The sequence below is a fragment of the Streptomyces sp. KL2 genome (assembly GCF_046529545.1).
Taxonomy (GTDB): Bacteria; Actinomycetota; Actinomycetes; order Streptomycetales; family Streptomycetaceae; genus Streptomyces; species Streptomyces radiopugnans.
This window is the reverse complement of the sequence record NZ_CP127170.1, coordinates 2068936-2090149: the sequence shown is the minus strand read 5'-3', so window position 1 is coordinate 2090149 and position 21214 is coordinate 2068936. Positions and strand designations below refer to the sequence as shown.

The following is a 21214-nucleotide window of genomic DNA, read 5'->3' as shown; positions in this document are numbered from 1 at the left end:
GCGTCTGGTTCGTCATGGCGTCTGGCTACCGACTCGTAGCGTATCGGCGCGGGAGTGATCCGGCGGTGCGGCGTTTGCCACACCTAACCTGTCTTGCATGACACCGAACGACCCGTCGGACAGTCCCTGGTCGGACCTGGAACGCCCACCGCTGAACGCCGCCTCGCTGAGCCGTGCGCTGGTGCGGCCCGAATCGCTGTGGACCTCGCTGGAGGTGGTGGACTCCACCGGCTCCACCAACACCGACCTCGCCGCGCGGGCCGCCCGCGGCGAGGCGCGCGAGGGGCAGGTGCTGGTCGCCGAGCGGCAGACGGCCGGGCGCGGGCGGCTGGAGCGCACCTGGACGGCGCCCGCCCGCTCGGGGCTGTTCCTCTCCGTGGTGCTGGCCCCCGAGGTGCCCGCCGAGCGGTGGAGCTGGCTGCCGCTGCTCGCCGGGGTCGCCACCGCCTCCGCGCTGTCCCGCGCCGCCGGGGCGGATGTGGTGCTGAAGTGGCCCAACGACGTCCTGGTGCGCTCCGGGGACGAGGAGCGCAAGATCGGCGGCATCCTCTCCGAACGGGTCGAGCGCCCCGGCGGCCCCGCCGCCGTGGTGCTGGGCATCGGGCTCAACGTCACACTGCGCGAGGAGGAGCTGCCGGTGCCCGGGGCCGGCTCCCTGGCCCTGGCGGGCGCGCGCGTCACCGACCGCGACACCCTGCTGCGCGCGGTGCTGCGCTCGCTGCAGGAGTGGTACGGCCGCTGGCGGGACGCGGACGGCGACCCGGAGGCGAGCGGGGTGCGCGAGGCGTACACCGCCGGCTGCGCCACGCTGGGCCGGCGGGTGCGCGCGGTGCTGCCCGGGGAGCGGGAGCTGCTGGGCGAGGCGGTCGCGGTGGACGGCGGCGGACGGCTGGTCCTGGCCGGCGGCGAGGGCGTGCAGCAGCCGGTGGGCGCGGGCGACATCGTGCACCTCAGGCCCGGTCCGGAGGGGGCGTAGGGGCGGTCGCCGGGACGGCCGCGGGAGCGGTCGCCGGGAGAGTGAGCCAGGGCACACCTGCCGTATCGTTGAGTCGACCCAGCGCGGCGGGCGCGGCGGCAGTGAGTGGATCGGAAGGGCAGTGGACGACTCGGGCACCCCAGCCGAAGAGCCGACGACGGACGGCGAGGCGGCCGGCGACCCGGCCCATCCGGAGGAGGACCCCCTCGCGCTCCGCATCGAGCAGCTGATCCTCGGCGCCGGGCGGCAGTACACGCCCTTCCAGGCGGCCCGCGCCGCCGACGTCCCGATGGAGCTGGCCGCCCGCTTCTGGCGCGCGATGGGGTTCGCCGACATCGGCCAGGCCAAGGCGCTCACCGAGACGGACGTGATCGCACTGCGGCGGCTGGCCGGCCTGGTGGAGGCGGGGCTGCTCAGCGAGGCGATGGCGGTGCAGGTGGCGCGGTCCACCGGGCAGACCACCGCGCGGCTGGCCGAGTGGCAGATCGACTCCTTCCTGGAGGGCCTGACCGAGCCGCCCGAGCCGGGCATGACCCGCACCGAGGTGGCCTACCCGCTGGTCGAGCTGCTGCTGCCGGAGCTCCAGGAGTTCCTGGTGTACGTCTGGCGGCGGCAGCTCGCCGCCGCCACCGGCCGGGTGGTGCAGGCGGCGGACGACGAGGAGATGGTGGACCGGCGCCTGGCGGTCGCCTTCGCCGACCTGGTCGGCTTCACCCGGCTGACGCGCCGGCTGGAGGAGGAGGAGCTGGGCGAGCTGGTCGAGGCGTTCGAGACCACCGCCGCCGACCTGGTCGCCGCGCACGGCGGCCGGCTGATCAAGACGCTCGGCGACGAGGTGCTCTACGTCGCCGACGACGCGGGCACCGCGGCCGAGATCGGGCTGCGGCTGATCGAGACCCTGGCCAACGACGCGACGATGCCCGAGCTGCGGGTGGGCATGGCCCTGGGCACGGTCACCACCCGGATGGGCGACGTCTTCGGCAACACGGTCAACCTGGCCAGCCGGCTGACCTCGATAGCGCCCAAGGACGCGGTGCTGGTGGACGGCGCGCTGCGCGCCGAGCTGGTCGCCGCCGGGGATGCGCCGGAGTCGGAGAAGGAGACGGACGCCGGCGCGTCGTACCGCTTCGCGCTCCGCCCCCTCTACCAGCGCCCGGTGCGCGGTCTCGGCGTCATCGAGCCCTGGCTGCTGACCCGCCGCTCCTCCGGCTCCTGACCGCCGTCCCGCCTCCCCTCCCCTTCTCCCCGCCTCTCCGCACGCCCGTCGCCCGCCGCTCGCCCCTGACCGCCGGGCGGGGCGGATGGCATGATGCGCCCGTACACCAGTGAGCGATCGTTAACCGGAAGGGCTGTGTGGACGACGTGAGCGTGCGCGAGGGCGAGGGCGTGGGCGAGGAGCGGTTCGGCGAGTGGGTCGCGGTGCGGCGGGAGCCGGACGGGCACGTCGCCGAGCTGGTGCTGGACCGGCCGAAGGCGATGAACGCCGTCTCCACCGAGATGGCCCGCAACATCGGGGACGCCTGCGCCGCGCTCGCCGCGGACCGGCGGGTGCGAGCCGTGGTGCTCTCCTCCACCCACGAGCGGGCCTTCTGCGTGGGCGCGGACCTGAAGGAGCGCAACTCCTTCAGCGACGCCGACCTGTCCCGGCAGCGGCCGTACGCCCGCGCCGCCTACACCGGGGTGCTGGAGCTGCCGGTGCCGACGATCGCGGCCGTGCACGGGTTCGCGCTCGGCGGCGGCTTCGAGCTGGCCCTGTCCTGCGACCTGATCGTCGCCGACCCCACCGCGGTGGTCGGCCTGCCGGAGGTGTCGGTCGGGGTGATCCCCGGCGGCGGCGGCACCCAGCTGCTGCCGCGCCGGGTGGGCGCCGCCCGCGCCGCCGAGCTGATCTTCACCGCGCGCAGGGTGGAGGCCGAGGAGGCCCGCGAGCTGGGTCTGGTCGACCGTCTGGCGGCCCGTGGCGAGGACCGCGCCGAGGCGCTGGAGCTGGCCCGGCGCATCGCCGCCAACTCCCCGGTGGGCCTGCGGGCGGCCAAGCGGGCGCTGCGCACCGGATGGGGGATGGATCTGCGCGCCGGTCTGGAGGTCGAGGACGCGGCCTGGCGCTCGGTGGCGTTCTCCGGCGACCGGGCCGAGGGCGTGGCCGCCTTCAACGAGAAGCGGGCCCCGCGCTGGCCGGGGGAGTGACCCGGAGTTGAGCGGGCACGAGCCCGGTGAGCCGGAGCGGGCCGGTGCGAGCCGGTCGGCGACCCGGAGTGAAGGCCCATAACCTGGGTCGTGTGGATCGGGTACGGCATGGGTGACGACGCGCGGCTGAGGACCGTGGTGGGGCTGGCGCAGGAGATGGCCGCCGCCCACACCCTGCGCGACCTCGCCCGCACGGCCGCCGAGGGCGCGCGGGCCGCGCTGGGCGGCTCCTTCGCGGCCCTGTCCGTCTGGGAGCGCGAGCGCGGCCTGCTGCGGGTGCTGGTGAACGCCGGCGAGCGGCGCGGGGACGAGGAGGAGTTCCCCGAGGACGAGACGTACCCGGTCCACGACTTCCCCGAGATCACCGGCCTGCGCCCCGGGAGCGGCCCGGGAGCCGGGACGCGCGCCTGGGTGGAGACGGCCTCCGGCGGGAGCCGGACCTCCCGGTACGGTCCCGGGACGCCCCACGAGCGGCGGCCGCCGGCGCTGCGCCGGCGGGGGCGGGGCTGCTGCGTGGTCGCCCCGGTCGTCGTGGACGGGCGGGCGTGGGGCGAGCTGTACGTGGCGCGCGAGACCGGGCAGCCGGTCTTCGACCGTGCCGACGCGGACTTCGCCGAGGCGCTGGCGTCGGTGATCGCGGCCGGGATCGCCCAGGCCGAGCGGCTGGAGGAGGTGCGCCGGCTGGCCTTCACCGATCCCCTCACCGGCCTGGCGAACCGCCGGGCGGTGGACGCGGGGCTGGACGAGGCGCTGGAGCGGCACCGTGCGGACGGGACGGTGGTCAGCCTGCTGGTCTGCGACGTCAACGGGCTGAAGAGGGTCAACGACGTCCTGGGCCACGAGGCGGGCGACCGGCTGCTGGAACGTTTCGCTTCGGTGCTGTCCCTGTGCGGCGCGATGCTCCCGGACACCCTGGCCGCCCGGCTGGGCGGGGACGAGTTCTGTCTGCTGGCGGTGGGGCCGTCGGCGGACGAGGTGGTCCGGGTGGCGGACGAGGTGTGCCGCCGGGCCGCGGAGCTGGAGACCGGGCAGGGGGTGGCCTGCGGGGTCGCCTCGACGGGCGACCCGATAGGCCCGGTCCGCTCGGCCCGCCGGCTGTTCCGCCTCGCCGACGCCGCCCAGTACCGGGCCAAGGCCGCCCGCACCGACAAGCCGGTGGTGGCCGGGCGCGAGGGCGGCGCGGACGCCGGGGCGGCCGGGGGAGAGGGCGGTGCGGGCTGCGCAGGGGACGCCGTGGTCCGCCTGGCGGACCAGGCCGAGCAGGGGCGGATCGGGGCCCCGGGCGACCGCCGCCGGCTGCGCGGCCTGGACGTGTGAGCACCGGTGCGCGGACTCGGCGGCCCACGCGGACCGGCGCGGTTCCGGCAGGGTCGTGACAGAACTCGATTCACTCTTTAGTGTTCCTGAATATGGATATGCAGAACCGCGTGGTGATCGGCCCCTCCGGCACCACCGCCGAGGACGTCGTCGCCGTCGCCCGCGGCCTGGCCCGCGTCGAACTGTCCGACGAGGCGCTGGCCGCCCTCGCCGCCGCCCGCCGGATCGTCGAGGACCTGGCCGCGGCCCCCGACCCCGTCTACGGCGTCTCCACCGGCTTCGGCGCCCTGGCCGTGCGCCACGTCCCCGCCGGGCTGCGCGTACAGCTCCAGCGCAACATCGTCCGCTCGCACGCCGCCGGCATGGGCCCGCGCGTGGAGCGCGAGGTGGTGCGGGCGCTGATGTTCCTGCGGCTGAAGACGCTGGCCTCGGGCCGCACCGGGGTACGGCCCGAGGTGGCCCGCGCCATGGCGGACCTGCTCAACGCGCGCATCACGCCCGTCGTCCACGAGTACGGCTCGCTCGGCTGCTCCGGCGACCTGGCGCCGCTGTCGCACTGCGCGCTGGCCCTGATGGGCGAGGGGGAGGCCGAGGGCCCCGACGGGCGGGTGCGGCCGGTGGCCGAGCTGCTGGCCGAGCACGGGCTGGCCCCCGTGGAACTGCGGGAGAAGGAGGGGCTGGCCCTCCTCAACGGCACCGACGGCATGCTCGGCATGCTGGTGATGGCCTGCGACGACCTCGCCCGGCTGTTCACGTCCGCCGACATCACCGCCGCCCTCACCCTGGAGGCGCTGCTGGGCACCGACCGGGTGCTCGCGCCCGAGCTGCACGCCGTCCGCCCCCACCCCGGCCAGGCCGCCTCCGCCGCCAACATGCTCAAGGTCCTGGCCGGCTCCGGGCTCACCGGCCACCACCAGGACGACGCCCCGCGCGTGCAGGACGCCTACTCGGTGCGCTGCGCCCCCCAGGTCGCCGGTGCCGGGCGCGACACCCTGGCGCACGCCCGCACCGTCGCCGAGCGGGAGCTGGCGGCGGCCGTGGACAACCCGGTGGTGCTTCCCGAGACCGGGCGGGTGGAGTCCAACGGCAACTTCCACGGCGCTCCGGTCGCCTACGTGCTGGACTTCCTCGCCATCGCGGCGGCCGACCTGGCCTCCATCGCCGAGCGCCGCACCGACCGGCTGCTGGACCGCAACCGCAGCCACGGGCTGCCGCCCTTCCTGGCGGGCGACGCGGGCGTGGACTCGGGGCTGATGATCGCCCAGTACACCCAGGCCGCCCTGGTCAGCGAGATGAAGCGGCTGGCGGTCCCGGCCTCGGTGGACTCGATCCCGTCCTCGGCGATGCAGGAGGACCACGTCTCGATGGGCTGGTCGGCCGCCCGCAAGCTGCGCACCGCCGTCGACGGGCTGACCCGCGTGGTGGCCGTGGAGCTGTGCGCCGCCGCCCGCGCGGTCGAGCTGCGCGCGGCGGACGGGCTGACCCCCTCGCCCGCCGCCTCGGCGGTGGTGGCCGCGGCGCGCGAGGCCGGGGTGCGGGGCCCGGGGGAAGATCGTTATCTGGCGCCGGAGTTGGCGGCGGCGGAGGCGTTCGTCCGCGGGGGAGGGCTGGTGGCGGCGGCCGAGGCCGTCACCGGGCCGCTGGCGTGAGACCCTCGCGGCCGGCGCGGACGCGGGCGTTGACCAGCAGGACGGCGCCCGCGCCGAGGAAACCGAGGCCGCCGACGAGGTAGGGCGTGGTGTCGAAGCTGCCGGTGTCGGCCAGCAGCACCTCGCCCCCGGAGTCGGTCCGGGTCTGGACCTGCGCCCCGGCCTGTGCCCGGGAGGCGGCGGCTCCGGCCGGCTCGCCGTCGCCGGTGGCGTTCGCGGACGGTACGAACCACAGACCGCACAGGAGGCCGCCCGCGACGGCGGCGGTCACCAGCGGTCGACGGTGTGCTCGCACGGAAGGGCCCCCTCGGTACAGCGGACAGGCGGTGCTGCGACCGATGCTAACGACGGGAGGGGCGCCGCGTGAAGGGCGGCCGGCTTCCGCGGCCCCCGCCGCGCGACCACCTCATGCGAAATCGGTCACATTGCCACATAAGCGCCGTGACAGGAGGAAAACGCTGTGATGTGATCGGGTGTCACAGGAGGCGGACCTGCCGGTAACGATCCGGAACCGCGGGGGAATTCCCGCCCGCCAGTGCAACCCCTGGTGACGGAAGGGTGTCTTACCCCACAGTCTTACCCTGGGTGGAACGGGTCACAGTTCCCTCGCGTTCTCGTTGTGTGCGGCCGTGGGGCGGACGTCCCGCTTCGCCTTCACCGGACGGCGTGGGACGCGGAACGGGGAGCCAGAGGTTCGTAAGCGGATGGAGAAGCGTGTGATGAGGGACGGCAAGCGCCGCAGGGGTGTCGTGGCGGCGGCCGCGCTGCTCAGTGGAGTGCTCACACTGTCGGCGTGCGGGGGCGAGAGCGGCGGCGGCGAATCCGAAGCCGACTCCGCCAAGAAGCCGGACAAGGGGCAGGCCCAGGTGGACAGGGCGGCGGCGGAGAAGTCCTCCGAGGCCCGAATAGTCATCAAGCCCGAGAACGGCGCGGACAACGCCAGCATCCACGCGGCCCGGGTGGAGGTGAAGGGCGGCAAGCTCACCTCGGTGACCATGAAGGCCACCGCGACCGGCCAGGAGGTCGAGGGCACCCTCGCGGCCGACGGCAGCGGCTGGAAGCCCAACGGCCAGCTGGAGCGCGCCACCCGGTACACGATCTCCGCCGAGGCCGAGGACGCCGAGGGCCGCAAGGCGCTGGAGAACTCGACCTTCACCACGGTCTCGCCCGACAACAGCTTCATCGGCTACTTCACGCCCGAGGACGGCTCGACCGTCGGCGTCGGCATGCCCGTCTCCATCAACTTCGACAAGGGCATCTCCAACAAGAAGGACGTCCAGGCCGCGATCGAGGTCAACACCACCAGCGGCCAGGAGGTCGTGGGCCACTGGTTCAGCGACACCCGCCTGGACTTCCGGCCCAAGGACTACTGGAAGGCCGGCTCCAAGGTCACCGTCGACCTCAACCTCGACGGCGTCGAGGGCTCCGACGGCATCACCGGCGTCCAGGACAAGAGCTTCAGCTTCACCGTCGGCCGCTCGCAGATCAGCACGGTCGACGTGAAGACCAAGACCATGGAGGTCGTCCGGGACGGCAAGACCGTCAAGACCTTCAAGATCTCCGCGGGCGCGCCCGAGACCCCGACCTACAACGGCCAGATGGTGATCTCCGAGAAGTACAAGGAGACCCGGATGAACGGCGCGACCGTCGGCTTCACCGACGACGACGGCAAGGGCGAGTACGACATCCCCGACGTGCCGCACGCCATGCGGCTGTCGACCTCCGGCACCTTCATCCACGGCAACTACTGGGGCGCCGACTCGGTCTTCGGCAACGTCAACACCAGCCACGGCTGCGTCGGACTGAACGACGTCCAGGGCGCGAACGACCCCAGCCAGGACGGCGCCTGGTTCTTCGACAACTCGCTCCTGGGCGACGTGGTCATAGTCAAGAACTCGCCCGACAAGCAGATCACCCCGGACAACGGTCTCAACGGCTGGAACATGTCCTGGGAGGACTGGAAGGCCGGATCCGCCCTCTGATCCCTTCCAGGGCCCCGTGACGGCCCGCTGACGGCATCCCCCGCTCCCGGGAGCACAGCTCCACCGGAAGGCGGCGGGGAACGGCGCACCGCGCCGTTCCCCGCCGCCTTCCGCCGTCTCCCGCCGCCCTCGCCGGGCGGTCCGCGGCCGGGCACCGGAAAACCATGGAAGAGCAAAATCACGGGGGATGCCGCAGAAGACCGGACCGAAGGTGAACCCGGAGGAGCCCCGGAGGCGTCCTCACCACCGCGAGAGCCGGAAGTGCCCCGCGCCGACCACCCGGACCGAGGGGGGACCGACGCGGCGTCACACCCAGAACACCTGTCCCATACGAGGCCGTATGGTGCGGGCGTCCCGGCCTCCCGCAGACTGATCGCGCCGGGGGGCCGCAGGGGTCCCCCACGCATGGTGATGAACTCACCAGGGGGAAAATTGACACAACGTAAGAGAGCGGGCGCCGCCGCGATAGCCACCGCCGTGGCCGTCGCACTGACGATGGGGCTGACCACCGCATCGTCCGCCGCCCCGAAGAGCGGTCCGAACGACACCCCGAACGCACAGCCGTCCAGGGCGGGTTCACCGCAGGAGGCCGACCGGACAGAGCGCGGCCGGCACTCCGTCACCCTCGTCACCGGCGACCGGGTCGTGCTGGACGGGCGCGGCAGGGTCACCGGGATGGTCCGAGCCGAAGGACGCGAGGACGTACCCGTCCGGGTCGTCCGCACCAAGGGCCACACCTATGTGATCCCGCAGGACGTCACCCGGCTCATCGCCGAACGCAGGCTCGACCGGAGGCTGTTCGACGTCACCGAGCTGAGCCGCGAGCAGTACCGCGCAAGGACCGGCACCGACGTACCGGTCATCGTCACCTACCGCGGCGCGAAGCCCGCGGCCAGGGCCGAACTCCACGCCGAGGCGGACCCGACCGTGCGCGCCACCCTCCGGTCCGTCAACGGCGAGGCGCTGTCCGTGGCCGAGAACCGGGCCGCCGAGGCGTGGAGGGCCCTGACCCGCCCGTCCGCGGCCGGACAGCTCGCGGCGGCGCCCGGGGTCGCCACCGTCTCCCTCGACGGCATCCGCAAGGCGGCGCTCGACAGGAGCACCGCGCAGATCGGCGCCCCGGCGGCGTGGAAGGCCGGCTACGACGGCAAGGGCGTCACCATCGCCGTCCTCGACACCGGCATGGACACCACCCACCCCGACTTCGCCGGGCGGATAGCCGCGGAGAAGAACTTCTCCGCGTCCAAGGACACCAAGGACCGCTACGGGCACGGCACCCACGTCGCCTCCATCGCGGCCGGCTCCGGAGCGAAGTCCAAGGGCCGGTACAAGGGCGTGGCCCCCGGCGCGAAGCTGCTCAACGCCAAGGTCCTCGACGACGACGGCTACGGCAACGACTCCGAGATCATCGCCGGAATGGAGTGGGCCGTCGCGCAGGGCGCCGAGGTGGTCAACCTCAGCCTCGGCGGCGGCGACACCCCCGAGATCGACCCGATGGAGGACGCCGTCAACCGGCTGTCGCGCGACAGCGGCGCCCTCTTCGTCATCGCCGCCGGCAACGAGGGCCCCTACGCCTCCAGCATCGCCAGCCCGGGCAGCGCGGACGCCGCGCTGACCGTCGGCGCCGTGGACAAGCAGGACGCGCTCGCCGACTTCTCCTCCATCGGCCCGCGCACCGGAGACGGCGCGGTCAAACCCGACCTGACCGCCCCCGGCGTGGACATCGGCGCCGCGGCCGCCAAGGGCAGCCTCATCGAGCAGGAGGGCGACCCGGTCGCCGCCGGCTACGTCTCCATCTCCGGCACCTCCATGGCCACCCCGCACGTCGCGGGCGCGGCGGCACTGCTGGCCCAGCAGCACCCCGACTGGACCGGTGAGCGGATCAAGGGCGCGCTGACGGCCTCCGCCAAGCCCGGCAAGGGCTACTCCGCCTTCCAGCAGGGCTCCGGCCGGGCCGACGTGAACAAGGCGCTGAAGCAGACGATCGTCGCCGAACCGGTGTCGATCGCCTTCGGCACCGCCCAGTGGCCGCACGGCGACGACAAGCCGATCACCAAGGACATCACCTACCGCAACCTGGGCACCGAGGACGTCACCCTCTCCCTGACCGCCACCGGCACCGACCCCCGGGGCAAGGCCGCGCCCAAGGGCATGTTCACCCTGGCCGCCGACGAGATCACCGTCCCCGCGGGCGGCACGGCCGCGGTCGGCATCACCGCCGACACCCGGCTCGGCGGCAACGTGAACGGCGGCTACAGCGTGGCCGTCACCGCGACCGGCGGCGGCCAGAGCGTCCGCACCGCGGGCGCCGTCGACCGCGAGGTGGAGTCCTACGACCTGACCGTGCGCGCACTCGGCCGCGACGGCAGGCCGGCTCCCCTGTGGAGCAGCATGCTCATCGGCTACCGAACCGACATGTTCAAGAGCCTGACGGGCAAGGACGGCACCACCACCGTCCGGGCGCCCAAGGGCACCTACGTCCTGTCCACCGACATCGCCCTGCCGGGCAGCACGGAGGAGGAGTACGAGGGCAGCGACTGGCTCATGGCCCCGGCGGTCGAGATCGACCGCGACACCACCCTCACCTTCGACGCCCGCAAGGCCAAGGAGGTGAGGATGACGGTGCCGGACCGCAAGGCGAAGCAGATCGACCTGTCCGTCGAGTACACCGGCGCCCTCGGCGACGACGGCTTCGTCGGCGTCTACGGCGGCACGGGGGGCGGCGACCGGGGCCTGCGCACCGCGCAGGTCGGCGGCACGGGCCGGGTCGAGGCCACCTCGACCGCCAGCACCGTGTGGACCCGCAAGGACACCGACTACAACACCTTCCACGTCCGCGAGGGCGGCTTCTACACCGGCCTGAAGACGCACACCGAGAAGTCGGAGATGGCCAGGCTGAACGTCCGCCAGGGCGCCTCGGCCCCCGGCCGCCTCGGCGTCCTGGCCACGGTGCCGTCCCACACGGGCTCGTTCACCGGGGCCGAGCGCAAGCTCCCGCGCACCACCACGGTCTACGTCAAGGCCAAGGGCGCCCGGTGGTCGCAGTACTTCATGCAGTTCGACGCCAAGGGCGACTTCGAGGCCGGCTACTACGCCGACGAGCGGAAGTTCACCGCGGGCAGGACCTACGAGCGCACCTTCAACAACGGCGTCTTCGGACCCCACCTGGACGAGTACAGCGGCATCTTCCGCGACGGCGACGACCTCTACGGCACGCTGAACCCGCTCGCGGACGGCGCCGGCAACCACGGCGACAGCCTGTACGACTCGGCGCGGACGACCCTGTACCGCAACGGCAAGAAGTACGCCGAGGAGAAGGAGATCCTCGACTACACCGGCTTCACCCTCCCCAAGGGCAAGGCGCAGTACAAGCTGGTCACCACCCTCAGCCGCGGCAAGGTCTCCAGGCTGAGCACCAAGGTGAGCACCTCCCACACCTTCACCTCGGCCCGCACCTCCCAGGAGACCGCCCTCCCGGCGACGGCGGTGCGCTTCACGCCGAAGCTGGCCCTGGACGGCACGGCCAAGGCGAAGGCCACCATGCCGGTACCGGTCACCGTCCAGGGATCGGCCGCGGGCAGGAACCTGAAGTCGCTGACCGTCCACGTCTCCTTCGACGGCGGCAAGAACTGGAAGAAGACCGCCGTCAAGAAGGGGAAGATCACCTTCAAGAACCCCGGCAGGAAGGGGACGGTCTCCTTCAAGGCGAACGTGAAGGACAAGAAGGGCAACACCCTGTCCCAGACGATCGTCAACGCCTACCGCACCAGGTGACCTCCGCTGTCACCCGGGCGGCACCGTGCCCGTGAGCCACCGGTGACAAGGCGGCCCGCGACACGGGCGACGGCCCGCCGGAGCATCCGCTCCGGCGGGCCGTCCGCGTCTCCGGGCGGGACGGGCGGGGCGCAAGGTGGCGGTGGTGCCGGCGGTCTGGAAGGGACGGGGATATTCCGCCCGGAAAGGCGGGGAAAGCGGCATAAGGCCGCCTCCGGCGGAAACCCGTACCCGAGTACGGGGGAGTACAGAGCATGCACCGAGGACCCGAGCTGCCGAAAGGACGTGGCAGAAGTGAAGGTCGCCTTTCTCGTCGCCCCCGAGGGCGTGGAGCAGATCGAGCTGACCGACCCGTGGCAGGCCGTGATCGACGCCGGAGGCACCCCGAGCCTGCTGTCCACCACCGGCGGGCGGATCCAGGCTTTCAACCACCTCGACAAGGCCGACACCTTCGAGGTGGACGAGCAGGTCGGCCAGGCCGCGGTCGAGGACTACGACGGGCTGGTACTACCCGGCGGCGTCGCCAACCCCGACTTCCTGCGGACGGACGACGGCGCCGTCTCCTTCGTCCGGGAGTTCTTCCAGACCGGCAAGCCGGTGGCGGTGATCTGCCACGGCCCGTGGACGCTGATCGAGGCGGACGTGGTGCGCGGCAGGAAGATCACCTCCTGGCCGAGCCTGAGGACCGACCTGCGCAACGCCGGCGCCAACTGGGTCGACGAGCAGGTCTCCGTCTGCACCGAAGGACCGAACACCCTGATCAGCAGCCGCAAGCCGGACGACCTCAAGGCGTTCGACGAGGCGTTCGTGCGGGAGTTCCAGACCGTCTCGGCCTGACCCCGCCGCACGGCCCCCGACCGGTGTGGGCCGCCCGCCGCGCGCGGGCGGCCCACACGCGCGCCCACCGCCTCCGCCCCGTCCGTCCGGCCCCCGGGGCCATTACCCGGCAGGTCATCGACCGCCGCGCCGGGAGGCGGCAGCATCGCCGGTGCCGGGCGCGTCCCACCGGCGGGGCCCCGTGGGACGCGCCCGGCACCGAGGACCGACAGCGCCCGAGGAGGAGCCGTGACCGCCTACGCCATCGCCCACTTCCGCAACCACCCCGGCCCCCACCCGGACATCGTCGCCTACCTGGAGCGCATCCAGGACACCCTTGACCCCTACTCCGGCCGCTTCCTCGTACACGGCGGCCGGATGGAGGTCCGGGAAGGCGAGCCGCCGGCGTCCGTGGTGGTGATCGGGTTCCCCGGGCCGGACGAGGCGCGAGCCTGGTACGACTCGGCCGCCTACCAGGAGATCCTGCCGCTGCGCACCGCCCACATCGACGGCGGAGCCCTCCTCGTCGAGGGCGTCGGGCCGGACTACCACCCGCGGCAGAGGATCGACGCACTGCGCGCGGCGGCCGGGGCCTGAACCGGCCCGCGTCCGGTGCCCGGCGCGGCGGGTGTGACCGACCGCGACGGGGCGCGCCCACCGCACCGCAGCCCGCCCGCCGCCCCACCCGATCCCGGGCGGGGCGGCGGGCGGCCGGTTGTCAGGCGCCGGTGGTGTAGGCGTCCCTGGCCAGCTCTCCCAGGTACTCGCCCAGGGGCTGGTGGGTCGGGGGGAAGTGCGGCCCGCTGCCGTCCTTGGGCACGACCACCACGCGGACGAAGGGCGCCAGCGCCATGTTCCCGGTGTCGATGTGCTCCTGCGAGTCGAACCGCACCGCCCACGCCACCGGATGCTCCTGCGTCAGCTCGGGCTGCACGACGATCGTGAACTCCCCCTCGGGGAACGCCTCGTCGAGGAACCGGCGTGCCGAACCGATGGCTTCGTCCCGTGAGAGCACTGGAAGTCTCCTTGGTGTCGCTCAGAACCTTCGGGGAACCGGCGGACCCCGGCGCTCGGACGGCGTGAACCCGCTTCCGGACGGCCGCACCGCCATGACTGCGCGCAGCATAGGACGATACGACCGGACCGCGCCCCCCGACCCCGCTCCGGCGTACGGAGACCCCGCTCCGGCGTACGGACCCACGGACCTCCCCGGACCCGGCCGGCCTCCCCCAGCGGCCTCCCACCCGCGAAATCGCCGTCCTCCGCCTGCCACCGTCGTCTCCGGCGGACCGGCGGCGGCTCCGGTTCCCGTCCGTCAGGCGCTTTCGGCGGACCGCGGTCCCTTCCTAGACTTCTCGAGCAGCGCGAGGCGAACGGCAACCTGGGGAACCGGTATGGCGATTGAACGGGTGTCGATCATCGACGCAGCACAGCCCGTGAAAGCGGAGGAGGCCCGGTTGGCCGATCTGGGACTGCGGGAGCGGGCCGATCTGCAGAAGTGGATCATCGCCGATCCCTCCCTCATCGAGCCGGGCCTGCTCATCCTCACCGAGGAGTACGACAAGTGGGCCACGTCGGGCGGGGACAGGGTCCGCGACCGGCTGGACCTGCTGGCCCTCGACTCCGAGGGGCACCTCGTCGTCATCGAGCTGAAACGTGACGACGCCCCGGACGACGTGCACCTCCAGGCCATCACCTATGCGGCCATGGTGTCCCGCTTCACCGAGGAGGACCTCGCCCGCATCCACGCGGACTTCCTGCGGCGCTCCGGTGAGGAGCACGAGGTGTCGAAAGCGATGCAGGACATCCGGAGACACTGCGGTGACGAGCTGGACGCCGCACTGCTCAAACAGCCTCGACTCGTGCTGGTCGCCCGCTCCTTCCCGAAGCAGGTGACCTCGTCGGCCGTATGGCTGAACGAGATGGGGCTCGACGTCAAACTGGTCCAGTTCCGGCTCTGGGCCGCCGGCGGGAAACATGTGATGACGACCTCGGTGCTCTACCCGGTACCGGGGCTGGAGGAGTTCACCGTGGTCCCCGCCCGTGCCGAGAAGGCCGAGACGGCGCAGCGCGCCGCGAACAGCACCCGCAACCGCAAGGCGGTGCTGCGCATCATCGACAACGGCTCGGTCGAGCCCGGCCAGACACTCCGCTTCCGCGCCTTTCCGGAGTCCGTGGCCTGGGACAACAACGAGATCGAGAGGTGGGTCGCCGAGGACCCCAGGCGCGGCCGCGCGACCTGGACCGGCGACCGCAGCCGCCCCCTGCGGTGGGAGTACGACGGCCAGTGCTACGCGCCGACGTCGCTGGTGAAGGAGATGGTCGAGCAGCTGACGGGGAGCCGGCCGGGCTATGCCTCCGGCCCCAGGTACTGGCTGGACTCCGACGGACGGGACCTGGCCGAACTGGCGGACCTCCCCGGCGAGCCCGCCCCCGACACCCCCTGAACACCGAAGGCGCCACGTCCGCTCCCAGCACCCCGGGCGCCGACGCATGCGCCGGAACGGCGACCAACGCCGAGAAGACGGACGAGCACGTACGCGACACGATCCTGACCGCGCTGGACTCGCCCGCGCTCCGGAAGCGGCTCCAGCGGCCGGACGAGGACGGCAGCGGCTTGCCGAGGAGACCCGGGCCGGCGAGGAGGAGTCGGAGGAGCTTGCCCGGGACTTCGGCAACCGCAAGGTCAGCCGCAAGGAGTGGATGATCGCGCGCCAGTCGGTCGAGGAGCGGTTGGAGCGCAACCGCGCGAAGCTGTCGAAGACGTCGAGGGCGGCCGTTCTGCTGGAGTTCGTGGGCGGCTACGAGGACATGCGGGAGTGATGGGAGAAGATGAACGACTCCCAGCGCCGCGCGATCGTCACAGCGACCGTACGGGCCATCGAGGTGGCCCCCGCCAACCCGCGCAAGCGCTGGGACCCGGACCGGTTCGTCTTCGACTGGATCGCCTGGGAAAGCGGCACGGGACCGGCGCGTGAGCGGATCACTGCGGCTGTTTGCTCACACGCCGGATCTCGTAGCCGTACATCTTGTCCACGTTGACCGAGAAGTACATCCTCGTTCTCCCGTCCTCCTCGATCGACTCGAGCGAAGCGATCTCGGGGTCGGAGAACGAACCGCCGGCTTCGATGCGGAGATGGATACCGGTGCTGGGCTCGTCGTACGCGAACTCCCAGGTGCCTTCTCCGGAAAGCGGCCCTCTCCCGGGCGGAGCTTCGTTGAAGCCGGAGTCGATGGCACTACGGGGGATACCGGACATCTCGAACCGGCCATCAGCGTGGAAGTCGACCCGTCCCCGGCCGTCATCGCCGCGCCAGGAACCGACGACATCGGCCTTCCCCAGGGGCACCTGCTCCGGGTCGAATGCCACCAGGAGAGCGAAGACCGCCAGGAACACCAGGGGCAGCGCCGCCACCGCGGCCAGCACGGAGCATCCCACTTTCCAGGGAGACCAGCGTCTCACGGACCCGCGCCCCCTTACTTCCGCCCACCCTCCAACGCTGGGAGACTACCGGCCCGTGAAGTTCCCCGAGCAGGGACCGCGGCACGGGAGCGAGTCCCAGGCCTCACTAGGGTGAGGACTCGCGCCACGCGCTCCATCACCGCCAGGTCCTCGATGACGGGCGGAAGCCCCTGCCGGGCACGGGACACGGCCACCCGCTCTCTCAGTTCCTCAGGCGCCAAAAGCGCCCCCAGAGGTGGGTCCCAGAGCATCCCGGGCAGCTTCTCTGTCGGCTGCCAGGTCTTCGGCGGTGCCCGCGGCGATGGGCGCGGCGCCGGGGGAGCGGCCGGAGCCGACGTGGCGCCGGTGGGCATCGGTGACCGTGTCCGGGCCGGGGACGGTTCCGCACCCCGAGCGGCCCGCTCGTACTCGGCACGGTAGGCGCGCAGGGCCGCGTAAGTGGTGGGGTACGCACGGGACTTGGTCAGGACGTGGCCCCGGTGGCCGAGGGCGCCGGCCCAGGCGCGCAGCCGCAGCGGTTCCAGCCCGGGCAGGCGCCAGCAGGTCGCCATGAGGGTACGCACGTGCGGGGAGACCGGGGCGGTGCGCAGGCCGTCGGGGCCGGATCAGCCGTCGACCGGTGCGGTGCCGGTGGGGCAGGAGCGGCCCCGGTTCGTCTCGGACGGGGCATCCAGCTTGACGCCCGTGCCGCAGTAGCCGTTCTTGTCACGGCGTGGAGCGGGCCTCGACGCGATGTCCGCCGTCCTTTCCACGCGCCGGATCTGCCGACTCTGTCCGCGAGGTCTCGGGGAACTGCTGATGGTCCGGCGCGAAGGGCGGGCTGGGCCCCCCGCGCTGATGGCCGCGCTCGACCACGTACCTGCTCAGCGCGGTTACCGTGCTTCGGCGTCGTTTCCGATGGGCGCGGTCGGCGGGGGAAGGCGGAGAGGGCTGTGTGACCCCGTAGGACGACGAACGCCGCCGACCCCGAAGCGAATCCGGGATCGGCGGCGCACTGTCCGGCGGCGATTACTGCACGTCGACGAAGTCACCCGCGGCGTTGATCGCCGGGGTGGTCGAGGTGCCCGCGAAGGAGTAGCGGAAGTAGCCGTCGGTGGAGGCGGTGACGGTGGTCTTCAGATCGCCCGTGGAGTTCGACTTGATGGTCTTGAGCGTGGTGTAGGTGTCGGTGCCCTTCTTGCGGAACTGGAGCTTGACGGACTGGTTGGTGTAACCCGCGTACTTGAAGGTCTGCCAGTTGGCGCGGGACAGCTTGCCCGTGACCGTGATCGTCTTGCCCTTCTTCACCGGCTCGGGCGAGGCGTTGGCGGTCAGCCTGGCTGCGCGCTGGACCTTGTGGGTCGTGAAGTAGTCGTTCCAGAAGACGGTGCCGTCGCCCGCGAGCACACCGGCGGTGACATGCCAGGTGCCGGCCAGCGCGTTCATGTACAGATCCGTGCCCGGCTCGGCCGTGATGGTGAGCTTGCAGGTGGAGGTGGTGGCGCTGGAGGCGCTGCAGGTGGCGGTCTCCTCGTTCGGCCACAGCAGGCCATCGATGTCGGTCTCGACGTCGGTACCGTGCCAGAGGTCGATGTAGGCGTCCTCGATACCCGAGGCGTGGCTGGCGGTCAGCGACACCGTGAACGTCTTGGCGTACGTGGTGCCGACGACGACGCTCTTGCCAGAGTTGACCGTCACCTTGGACACGACGGGCTCGTCGGCCGCGGCGGCGGCGCTGAAAGCCGACTTGGCGGAGGAGACGCCGAAGCGCTCGGCGGCGCTCGGCTTGTCCAGGTCAGCGGCGCCGCGAGAGTCGGACTGCGCGGCGGGCGCGACGAAGACGGAAAGGGCCAGGGCGCCGGAGACGACGGCCACAGTGGCGCGAATACGCATACGTTCCCCAAAGTGGAGAGGGGCCCGTGCGCCGACTTCCAACGGCTCATGGTCGCACCGGGCCCAGATGACCATGGAGTCTTCTGACTCGTGTAATAGATCATCGGTGTCGGCAAATGGTTGTACGGAGGGTGAGGAATTGTCACCGCCGTTCCTCGCCCGGCCTTCACGGCGCGTTCCGCGCGGGACCGCCGAGGCGCCGCCCACTCCCCGGCAGGCACGACGCCCACCGGCCAGGAGACGCCTGTGCCCGCGGTTGTGTGCTGCCATGTGATCCATGGGCGGCAGCCGTTTGTCCGGCGAGCGTGCCCGGTCACGAACGCAGGTGGGTCATCAGTTCATCACTGACGGGGTATGTCCGCTCCTTGGGCAGCAGTCGAGCCGCGGAGTCCGGGTCGCCGCTGCTGACGAGTGTGTGGATCTCGTGGGCGAGCGGAGTCACATCGCTGATGGAGACCGTCCACTCGTCTGCGTATCGTCGTACGGCCTCGCCTGAGAGCCCGAGTTGCAGCGAGCGGTGGGGCAGCGGCTGGAGACGCAGATCGCGCTCGGGATCCCACTGGACGCGGGTCGGGGCACGTTTCAACTGGCGTTGCCAGGCGCTGCGGTCGGAGTGCAGTCCACGTACGTAACTCGACAGGCATGCGTGGCGCAGCGCCCACTCGAAGCCGTCGCGAGTGACCTCGACAGCAAGAACGGTCTCCTGCCCCGTCTTCGTACCCCAGCCGGAGCGGTACATCATCCATAGGAACGACGGCTTGACCCACGTCATCCGGTCCCGCTTCCACGCAGTGGGGAAACGGCCCTGACGAACCGCAGGCACGCCGATCTCCGGGGGGTATGCCTGGTAGACGGTGACCGTGGATACCGTGTGGAGCGCGCGGATCCTGTGCTGCGGTTCTTCCATGGCGTCCAGGGTGAGGCCGATCGGTTCCTGTAAGCCATTGATTTTCGGATGCGGCAGAACCGGCGTCTCCGGCCTCGGCGGGTGCGATGCCAGTCAGATGCGTCGTAATCTCTACGACCAGTGCTTTTGCGGCTGGTGCCACGCACAGGCAGCTCGGCCGCTCAGGCGAGCCGACCCGGCCGTGGCACCGAGCGGGTGGCGATCGATGCCATGGCCGGTCGGGCACCAGCCCCGGGTCGGCGGACCGGCTACTTCTCCGACACTTCCGGAGCCGGGGCGATACCGGTGGGGCAGGAGCGGCCCCAGTTCGTCTCGGACGGGGCATCCAGCTTGACGCCCGTGCCGCCGATGCCGCAGTAGCCGCCGGGGTTCTTGTCGAGGTACTGCTGGTGGTAGGCCTCGGCAGGGTAGAAGGGGCCGGCGGGGAGGATCTCCGTGGTGATCTCGCCGTAGCCGGAGGAGGTCAGGACGGCCTGGTAGGAGTCGCGCGACGCCTTCGCCGCGGCCTCCTGCTCCGGGGAGTGCGTGTAGACCGCCGAGCGGTACTGGGTGCCCACGTCGTTGCCCTGGCGGAAGCCCTGGGTGGGGTCGTGGGACTCCCAGAAGACCCGCAGCAGCTCCTCGTAGGTGACCTTCGAGGGGTCGAAGACGACGCGGACGACCTCGGTGTGGCCGGTCAGGCCCGAGCAGACCTCCTCGTACGTCGGGTTCTCGGTGTGGCCGCCCTGGTAGCCCGCCAGGGTGGTCCACACCCCTTCGGTCTGCCAGAACTTCCGCTCCGCTCCCCAGAAGCAGCCCAGGCCGAAGTCGGCGGTCTCCAGCCCCTCCGGGTAGGGGCCCAGCAGGGGGTTGCCCAGGACGGTGTGGGTCCCGGGGACGGTGTAGGGGCGCTCCGGGCGGCCCTTGAGGGCCTCCTCCGCCGTCGGGAGGGACTTCTTGAAGTGGCCGAACAGCATGCTCAACTCTCCTCGTGGCCTCGGCGGGCCCGGTGGGCCCGGTGCCGCCTCGGGCGGCGTACGGCGTGTGTCGTCCGCCGTACGCCGCCGTACGTCTCTCAGTGCGCCGGCGGGGTGTGCGCGGCGTCGCCGCCCAGGCTCTCGTAGCCGGCGACCGCCAGGGCGCGGTACGCCGCGTACTCCGCCGCCGGGTCGCCGCCGTCGACCCAGGGCAGCGCACCGACATAACCATCGACGGCCCGCACCTGTTCCAGGGCCTCCGCGTACCGCTCGGCGCGCACCAGGAAGCACAGCAGCAGATGGCGCACGTGCGGGGCGACGGGGTGGCCGGCGGGGGCGTGGTGCAGGGCGTACCGCGCGCCCTCGATCGCCTGCTCCACCACCGCGCTCCGGTAGAGGCCGCGCACCATGTTGGCCTCCGGCAGGTGGTCGTAGACCGCGAAGAGCGGCAGGGCCGGCAGCAGGCTGCCCTCGGGGGCCTCGCCCGCGGCGCGCTGCGCGAAGGCGTAGGCGTCCTCCTTGGAGCCGTGGCCCTTGGCGGACCAGTACGGCAGCGCCACCAGGTGCGCGCCCATGTGGTGCGGCGCGCGCCTGCGCACCTCCTCCCACCGCTCCTCGAACTCGGGCCGGCGCACGCCCAGGGCGCGGGCGGCGAACAGGTCGGTGATGTACGCGGTGGGGTCGGCCGGGGCGAGCCGGATCGCCTCGCGGGCGATCTCGCGGGCCTCCTCCAGGATGATCCGCCGGTCGGCCGGGCCGGTGTCGCCCAGCGCCTGCCAGACCAGGAACTGCGCGTACACCTGTGCGCAGCCGACGTCGCGCGGGGAGGCGGTGCGCCAGTTCCGCAGCCAGCGCGCGTCCGGGGCGGGCGCGGGGGCCGGCTGCTCCTTGGTGAGGGAGGGGGGCCGGTCCGCCGAGGGGGCCGGGCCCGCCGGAGCCTCGGGGGGCGCGGGGGTGGTGCGCGAGCGCGCCAGCTCCACGGCCGCGGCGCCCGCCAGCGACTGCACGCGCTGCCAGCGCAGCTCCCAGTCGTCGCCGGTCAGGGCGAGCAGCCGGGCGACGGGCTGCCAGTCCTGGGTCCGCTGGGTCTCCTCCAGCGCCTCGACCAGCTCCGGGTCGGGGCCCGGCAGCCTCACGTCGAGCCGTTCCGGCGGTACGAGGCCGTAGCGGTCCGGATCGCCGGCGGCCCGGACCCCGGGAGAGCCACCGGAGCCGTTCAGCTCCCGGCGGCGGCGGACCGCGGGCACGATGAGCAACCCGACGACGGCGGCGATGGCGATGAGGAACAGCAGGGCTTCCATGCCTCCACCGTACG

General features: G+C 72.5%; 18 protein-coding genes. 10 read left to right on the top strand and 8 right to left on the bottom strand.

Features of this window, described 5'->3' with window-relative positions:
* Positions 1–97: 97 nt before the first annotated feature.
* The 5 genes from QPK52_RS09315 to hutH all read left to right on the top strand — a co-directional run bounded on the left by QPK52_RS09315 (position 98) and on the right by hutH (position 6129).
* The gene (locus QPK52_RS09315; protein WP_410536834.1) at positions 98–976 is read left to right on the top strand and encodes a biotin--[acetyl-CoA-carboxylase] ligase; all 879 of its coding nucleotides are present in this window, start codon (positions 98–100) and stop codon (positions 974–976) included.
* A gap of 121 nt (positions 977–1097) precedes the next feature.
* Positions 1098–2192: an adenylate/guanylate cyclase domain-containing protein gene (locus tag QPK52_RS09310; protein WP_410536832.1), complete on the top strand. Its 1095-nt coding sequence runs from the start codon at positions 1098–1100 to the stop codon at positions 2190–2192.
* Positions 2193–2362: 170 nt separating this feature from the next.
* The gene (locus QPK52_RS09305; RefSeq protein ID WP_093661758.1) at positions 2363–3163 is read left to right on the top strand and encodes an enoyl-CoA hydratase/isomerase family protein; all 801 of its coding nucleotides are present in this window, start codon (positions 2363–2365) and stop codon (positions 3161–3163) included.
* 108 nt (positions 3164–3271) lie between these two features.
* A complete protein-coding gene (locus tag QPK52_RS09300) occupies positions 3272–4480 on the top strand; it encodes a diguanylate cyclase domain-containing protein (RefSeq protein ID WP_410536831.1) in 1209 nt (402 codons plus the stop codon).
* A gap of 92 nt (positions 4481–4572) precedes the next feature.
* The gene (gene hutH, locus QPK52_RS09295; RefSeq protein WP_410536829.1) at positions 4573–6129 is read left to right on the top strand and encodes a histidine ammonia-lyase; all 1557 of its coding nucleotides are present in this window, start codon (positions 4573–4575) and stop codon (positions 6127–6129) included.
* Here the strand turns inward: hutH and QPK52_RS09290 are convergent.
* Positions 6110–6424, bottom strand: a complete 315-nt coding sequence (locus tag QPK52_RS09290) for a hypothetical protein (RefSeq protein ID WP_410536827.1) — start codon at positions 6422–6424, stop codon at positions 6110–6112. The genes hutH and QPK52_RS09290 overlap by 20 nt on opposite strands.
* Positions 6425–6833: 409 nt before the next feature.
* On the opposite strand from QPK52_RS09290, the gene QPK52_RS09285 reads away from it, so the two are divergent.
* From QPK52_RS09285 to QPK52_RS09270, 4 genes are all read left to right on the top strand, one after another.
* Positions 6834–8111 carry a L,D-transpeptidase gene (locus QPK52_RS09285; RefSeq protein WP_410536825.1) on the top strand — a complete coding sequence of 426 codons (1278 nt, stop codon included), beginning with the start codon at positions 6834–6836 and terminating at the stop codon, positions 8109–8111.
* Positions 8112–8543: 432 nt separating this feature from the next.
* The gene (locus QPK52_RS09280) at positions 8544–11885 is read left to right on the top strand and encodes a S8 family peptidase (protein WP_410536823.1); all 3342 of its coding nucleotides are present in this window, start codon (positions 8544–8546) and stop codon (positions 11883–11885) included.
* A gap of 294 nt (positions 11886–12179) precedes the next feature.
* Positions 12180–12722, top strand: a complete 543-nt coding sequence (locus QPK52_RS09275; protein ID WP_410540263.1) for a type 1 glutamine amidotransferase domain-containing protein — start codon at positions 12180–12182, stop codon at positions 12720–12722.
* Positions 12723–12950: 228 nt separating this feature from the next.
* A complete protein-coding gene (locus tag QPK52_RS09270) occupies positions 12951–13298 on the top strand; it encodes a DUF1330 domain-containing protein (RefSeq protein ID WP_410536821.1) in 348 nt (115 codons plus the stop codon).
* Positions 13299–13419: 121 nt separating this feature from the next.
* Here the strand turns inward: QPK52_RS09270 and QPK52_RS09265 are convergent, their stop codons facing one another.
* Positions 13420–13716 carry a YrhB domain-containing protein gene (locus tag QPK52_RS09265; RefSeq protein ID WP_410536819.1) on the bottom strand — a complete coding sequence of 99 codons (297 nt, stop codon included), beginning with the start codon at positions 13714–13716 and terminating at the stop codon, positions 13420–13422.
* A gap of 379 nt (positions 13717–14095) precedes the next feature.
* On the opposite strand from QPK52_RS09265, the gene QPK52_RS09260 reads away from it, so the two are divergent.
* Positions 14096–15148 carry a DNA-binding protein gene (locus QPK52_RS09260; protein ID WP_410536817.1) on the top strand — a complete coding sequence of 351 codons (1053 nt, stop codon included), beginning with the start codon at positions 14096–14098 and terminating at the stop codon, positions 15146–15148.
* 536 nt (positions 15149–15684) lie between these two features.
* Here QPK52_RS09260 and QPK52_RS09255 read toward each other — a convergent pair.
* The 6 genes from QPK52_RS09255 to QPK52_RS09230 form a co-directional block, all read right to left on the bottom strand.
* Positions 15685–16128: a hypothetical protein gene (locus tag QPK52_RS09255; RefSeq protein ID WP_410536815.1), complete on the bottom strand. Its 444-nt coding sequence runs from the start codon at positions 16126–16128 to the stop codon at positions 15685–15687.
* A gap of 50 nt (positions 16129–16178) precedes the next feature.
* Complete coding sequence (locus tag QPK52_RS09250; protein ID WP_410540261.1) at positions 16179–16715, bottom strand: replication initiator; 537 nt, start codon at positions 16713–16715, stop codon at positions 16179–16181.
* A gap of 457 nt (positions 16716–17172) precedes the next feature.
* A complete protein-coding gene (locus QPK52_RS09245; RefSeq protein WP_410536814.1) occupies positions 17173–18036 on the bottom strand; it encodes a DUF5707 domain-containing protein in 864 nt (287 codons plus the stop codon).
* 313 nt (positions 18037–18349) lie between these two features.
* Positions 18350–18943: a DUF4291 domain-containing protein gene (locus QPK52_RS09240; RefSeq protein ID WP_410536812.1), complete on the bottom strand. Its 594-nt coding sequence runs from the start codon at positions 18941–18943 to the stop codon at positions 18350–18352.
* A 248-nt stretch (positions 18944–19191) separates the two neighbouring features.
* Positions 19192–19899, bottom strand: coding sequence for a peptide-methionine (S)-S-oxide reductase MsrA (gene msrA, locus QPK52_RS09235; protein WP_410536811.1), 708 nt, complete (start codon positions 19897–19899; stop codon positions 19192–19194).
* Positions 19900–19997: 98 nt separating this feature from the next.
* On the bottom strand, positions 19998–21200 hold the full coding sequence (locus tag QPK52_RS09230; protein ID WP_410536809.1) for a hypothetical protein: 1203 nt from the start codon (positions 21198–21200) through the stop codon (positions 19998–20000).
* Positions 21201–21214: the final 14 nt, after the last annotated feature.

What these genes read in the sequence shown, in the direction of transcription:
- QPK52_RS09260 (WP_410536817.1), top strand. Translation starts at nt 14,096, where the DNA reads ATGGCGATTGAACGGGTGTCGATCATCGACGCAGCACAGCCCGTGAAA.
- msrA (WP_410536811.1), bottom strand. Translation starts at nt 19,899, where the DNA reads ATGCTGTTCGGCCACTTCAAGAAGTCCCTCCCGACGGCGGAGGAGGCC.
- QPK52_RS09240 (WP_410536812.1), bottom strand. Translation starts at nt 18,943, where the DNA reads ATGGAAGAACCGCAGCACAGGATCCGCGCGCTCCACACGGTATCCACG.
- hutH (WP_410536829.1), top strand. Translation starts at nt 4,573, where the DNA reads ATGGATATGCAGAACCGCGTGGTGATCGGCCCCTCCGGCACCACCGCC.
- QPK52_RS09315 (WP_410536834.1), top strand. Translation starts at nt 98, where the DNA reads ATGACACCGAACGACCCGTCGGACAGTCCCTGGTCGGACCTGGAACGC.
- QPK52_RS09250 (WP_410540261.1), bottom strand. Translation starts at nt 16,715, where the DNA reads ATGGCGACCTGCTGGCGCCTGCCCGGGCTGGAACCGCTGCGGCTGCGC.
- QPK52_RS09245 (WP_410536814.1), bottom strand. Translation starts at nt 18,036, where the DNA reads ATGCGTATTCGCGCCACTGTGGCCGTCGTCTCCGGCGCCCTGGCCCTT.
- QPK52_RS09230 (WP_410536809.1), bottom strand. Translation starts at nt 21,200, where the DNA reads ATGGAAGCCCTGCTGTTCCTCATCGCCATCGCCGCCGTCGTCGGGTTG.
- QPK52_RS09285 (WP_410536825.1), top strand. Translation starts at nt 6,834, where the DNA reads ATGGAGAAGCGTGTGATGAGGGACGGCAAGCGCCGCAGGGGTGTCGTG.
- QPK52_RS09300 (WP_410536831.1), top strand. Translation starts at nt 3,272, where the DNA reads ATGGGTGACGACGCGCGGCTGAGGACCGTGGTGGGGCTGGCGCAGGAG.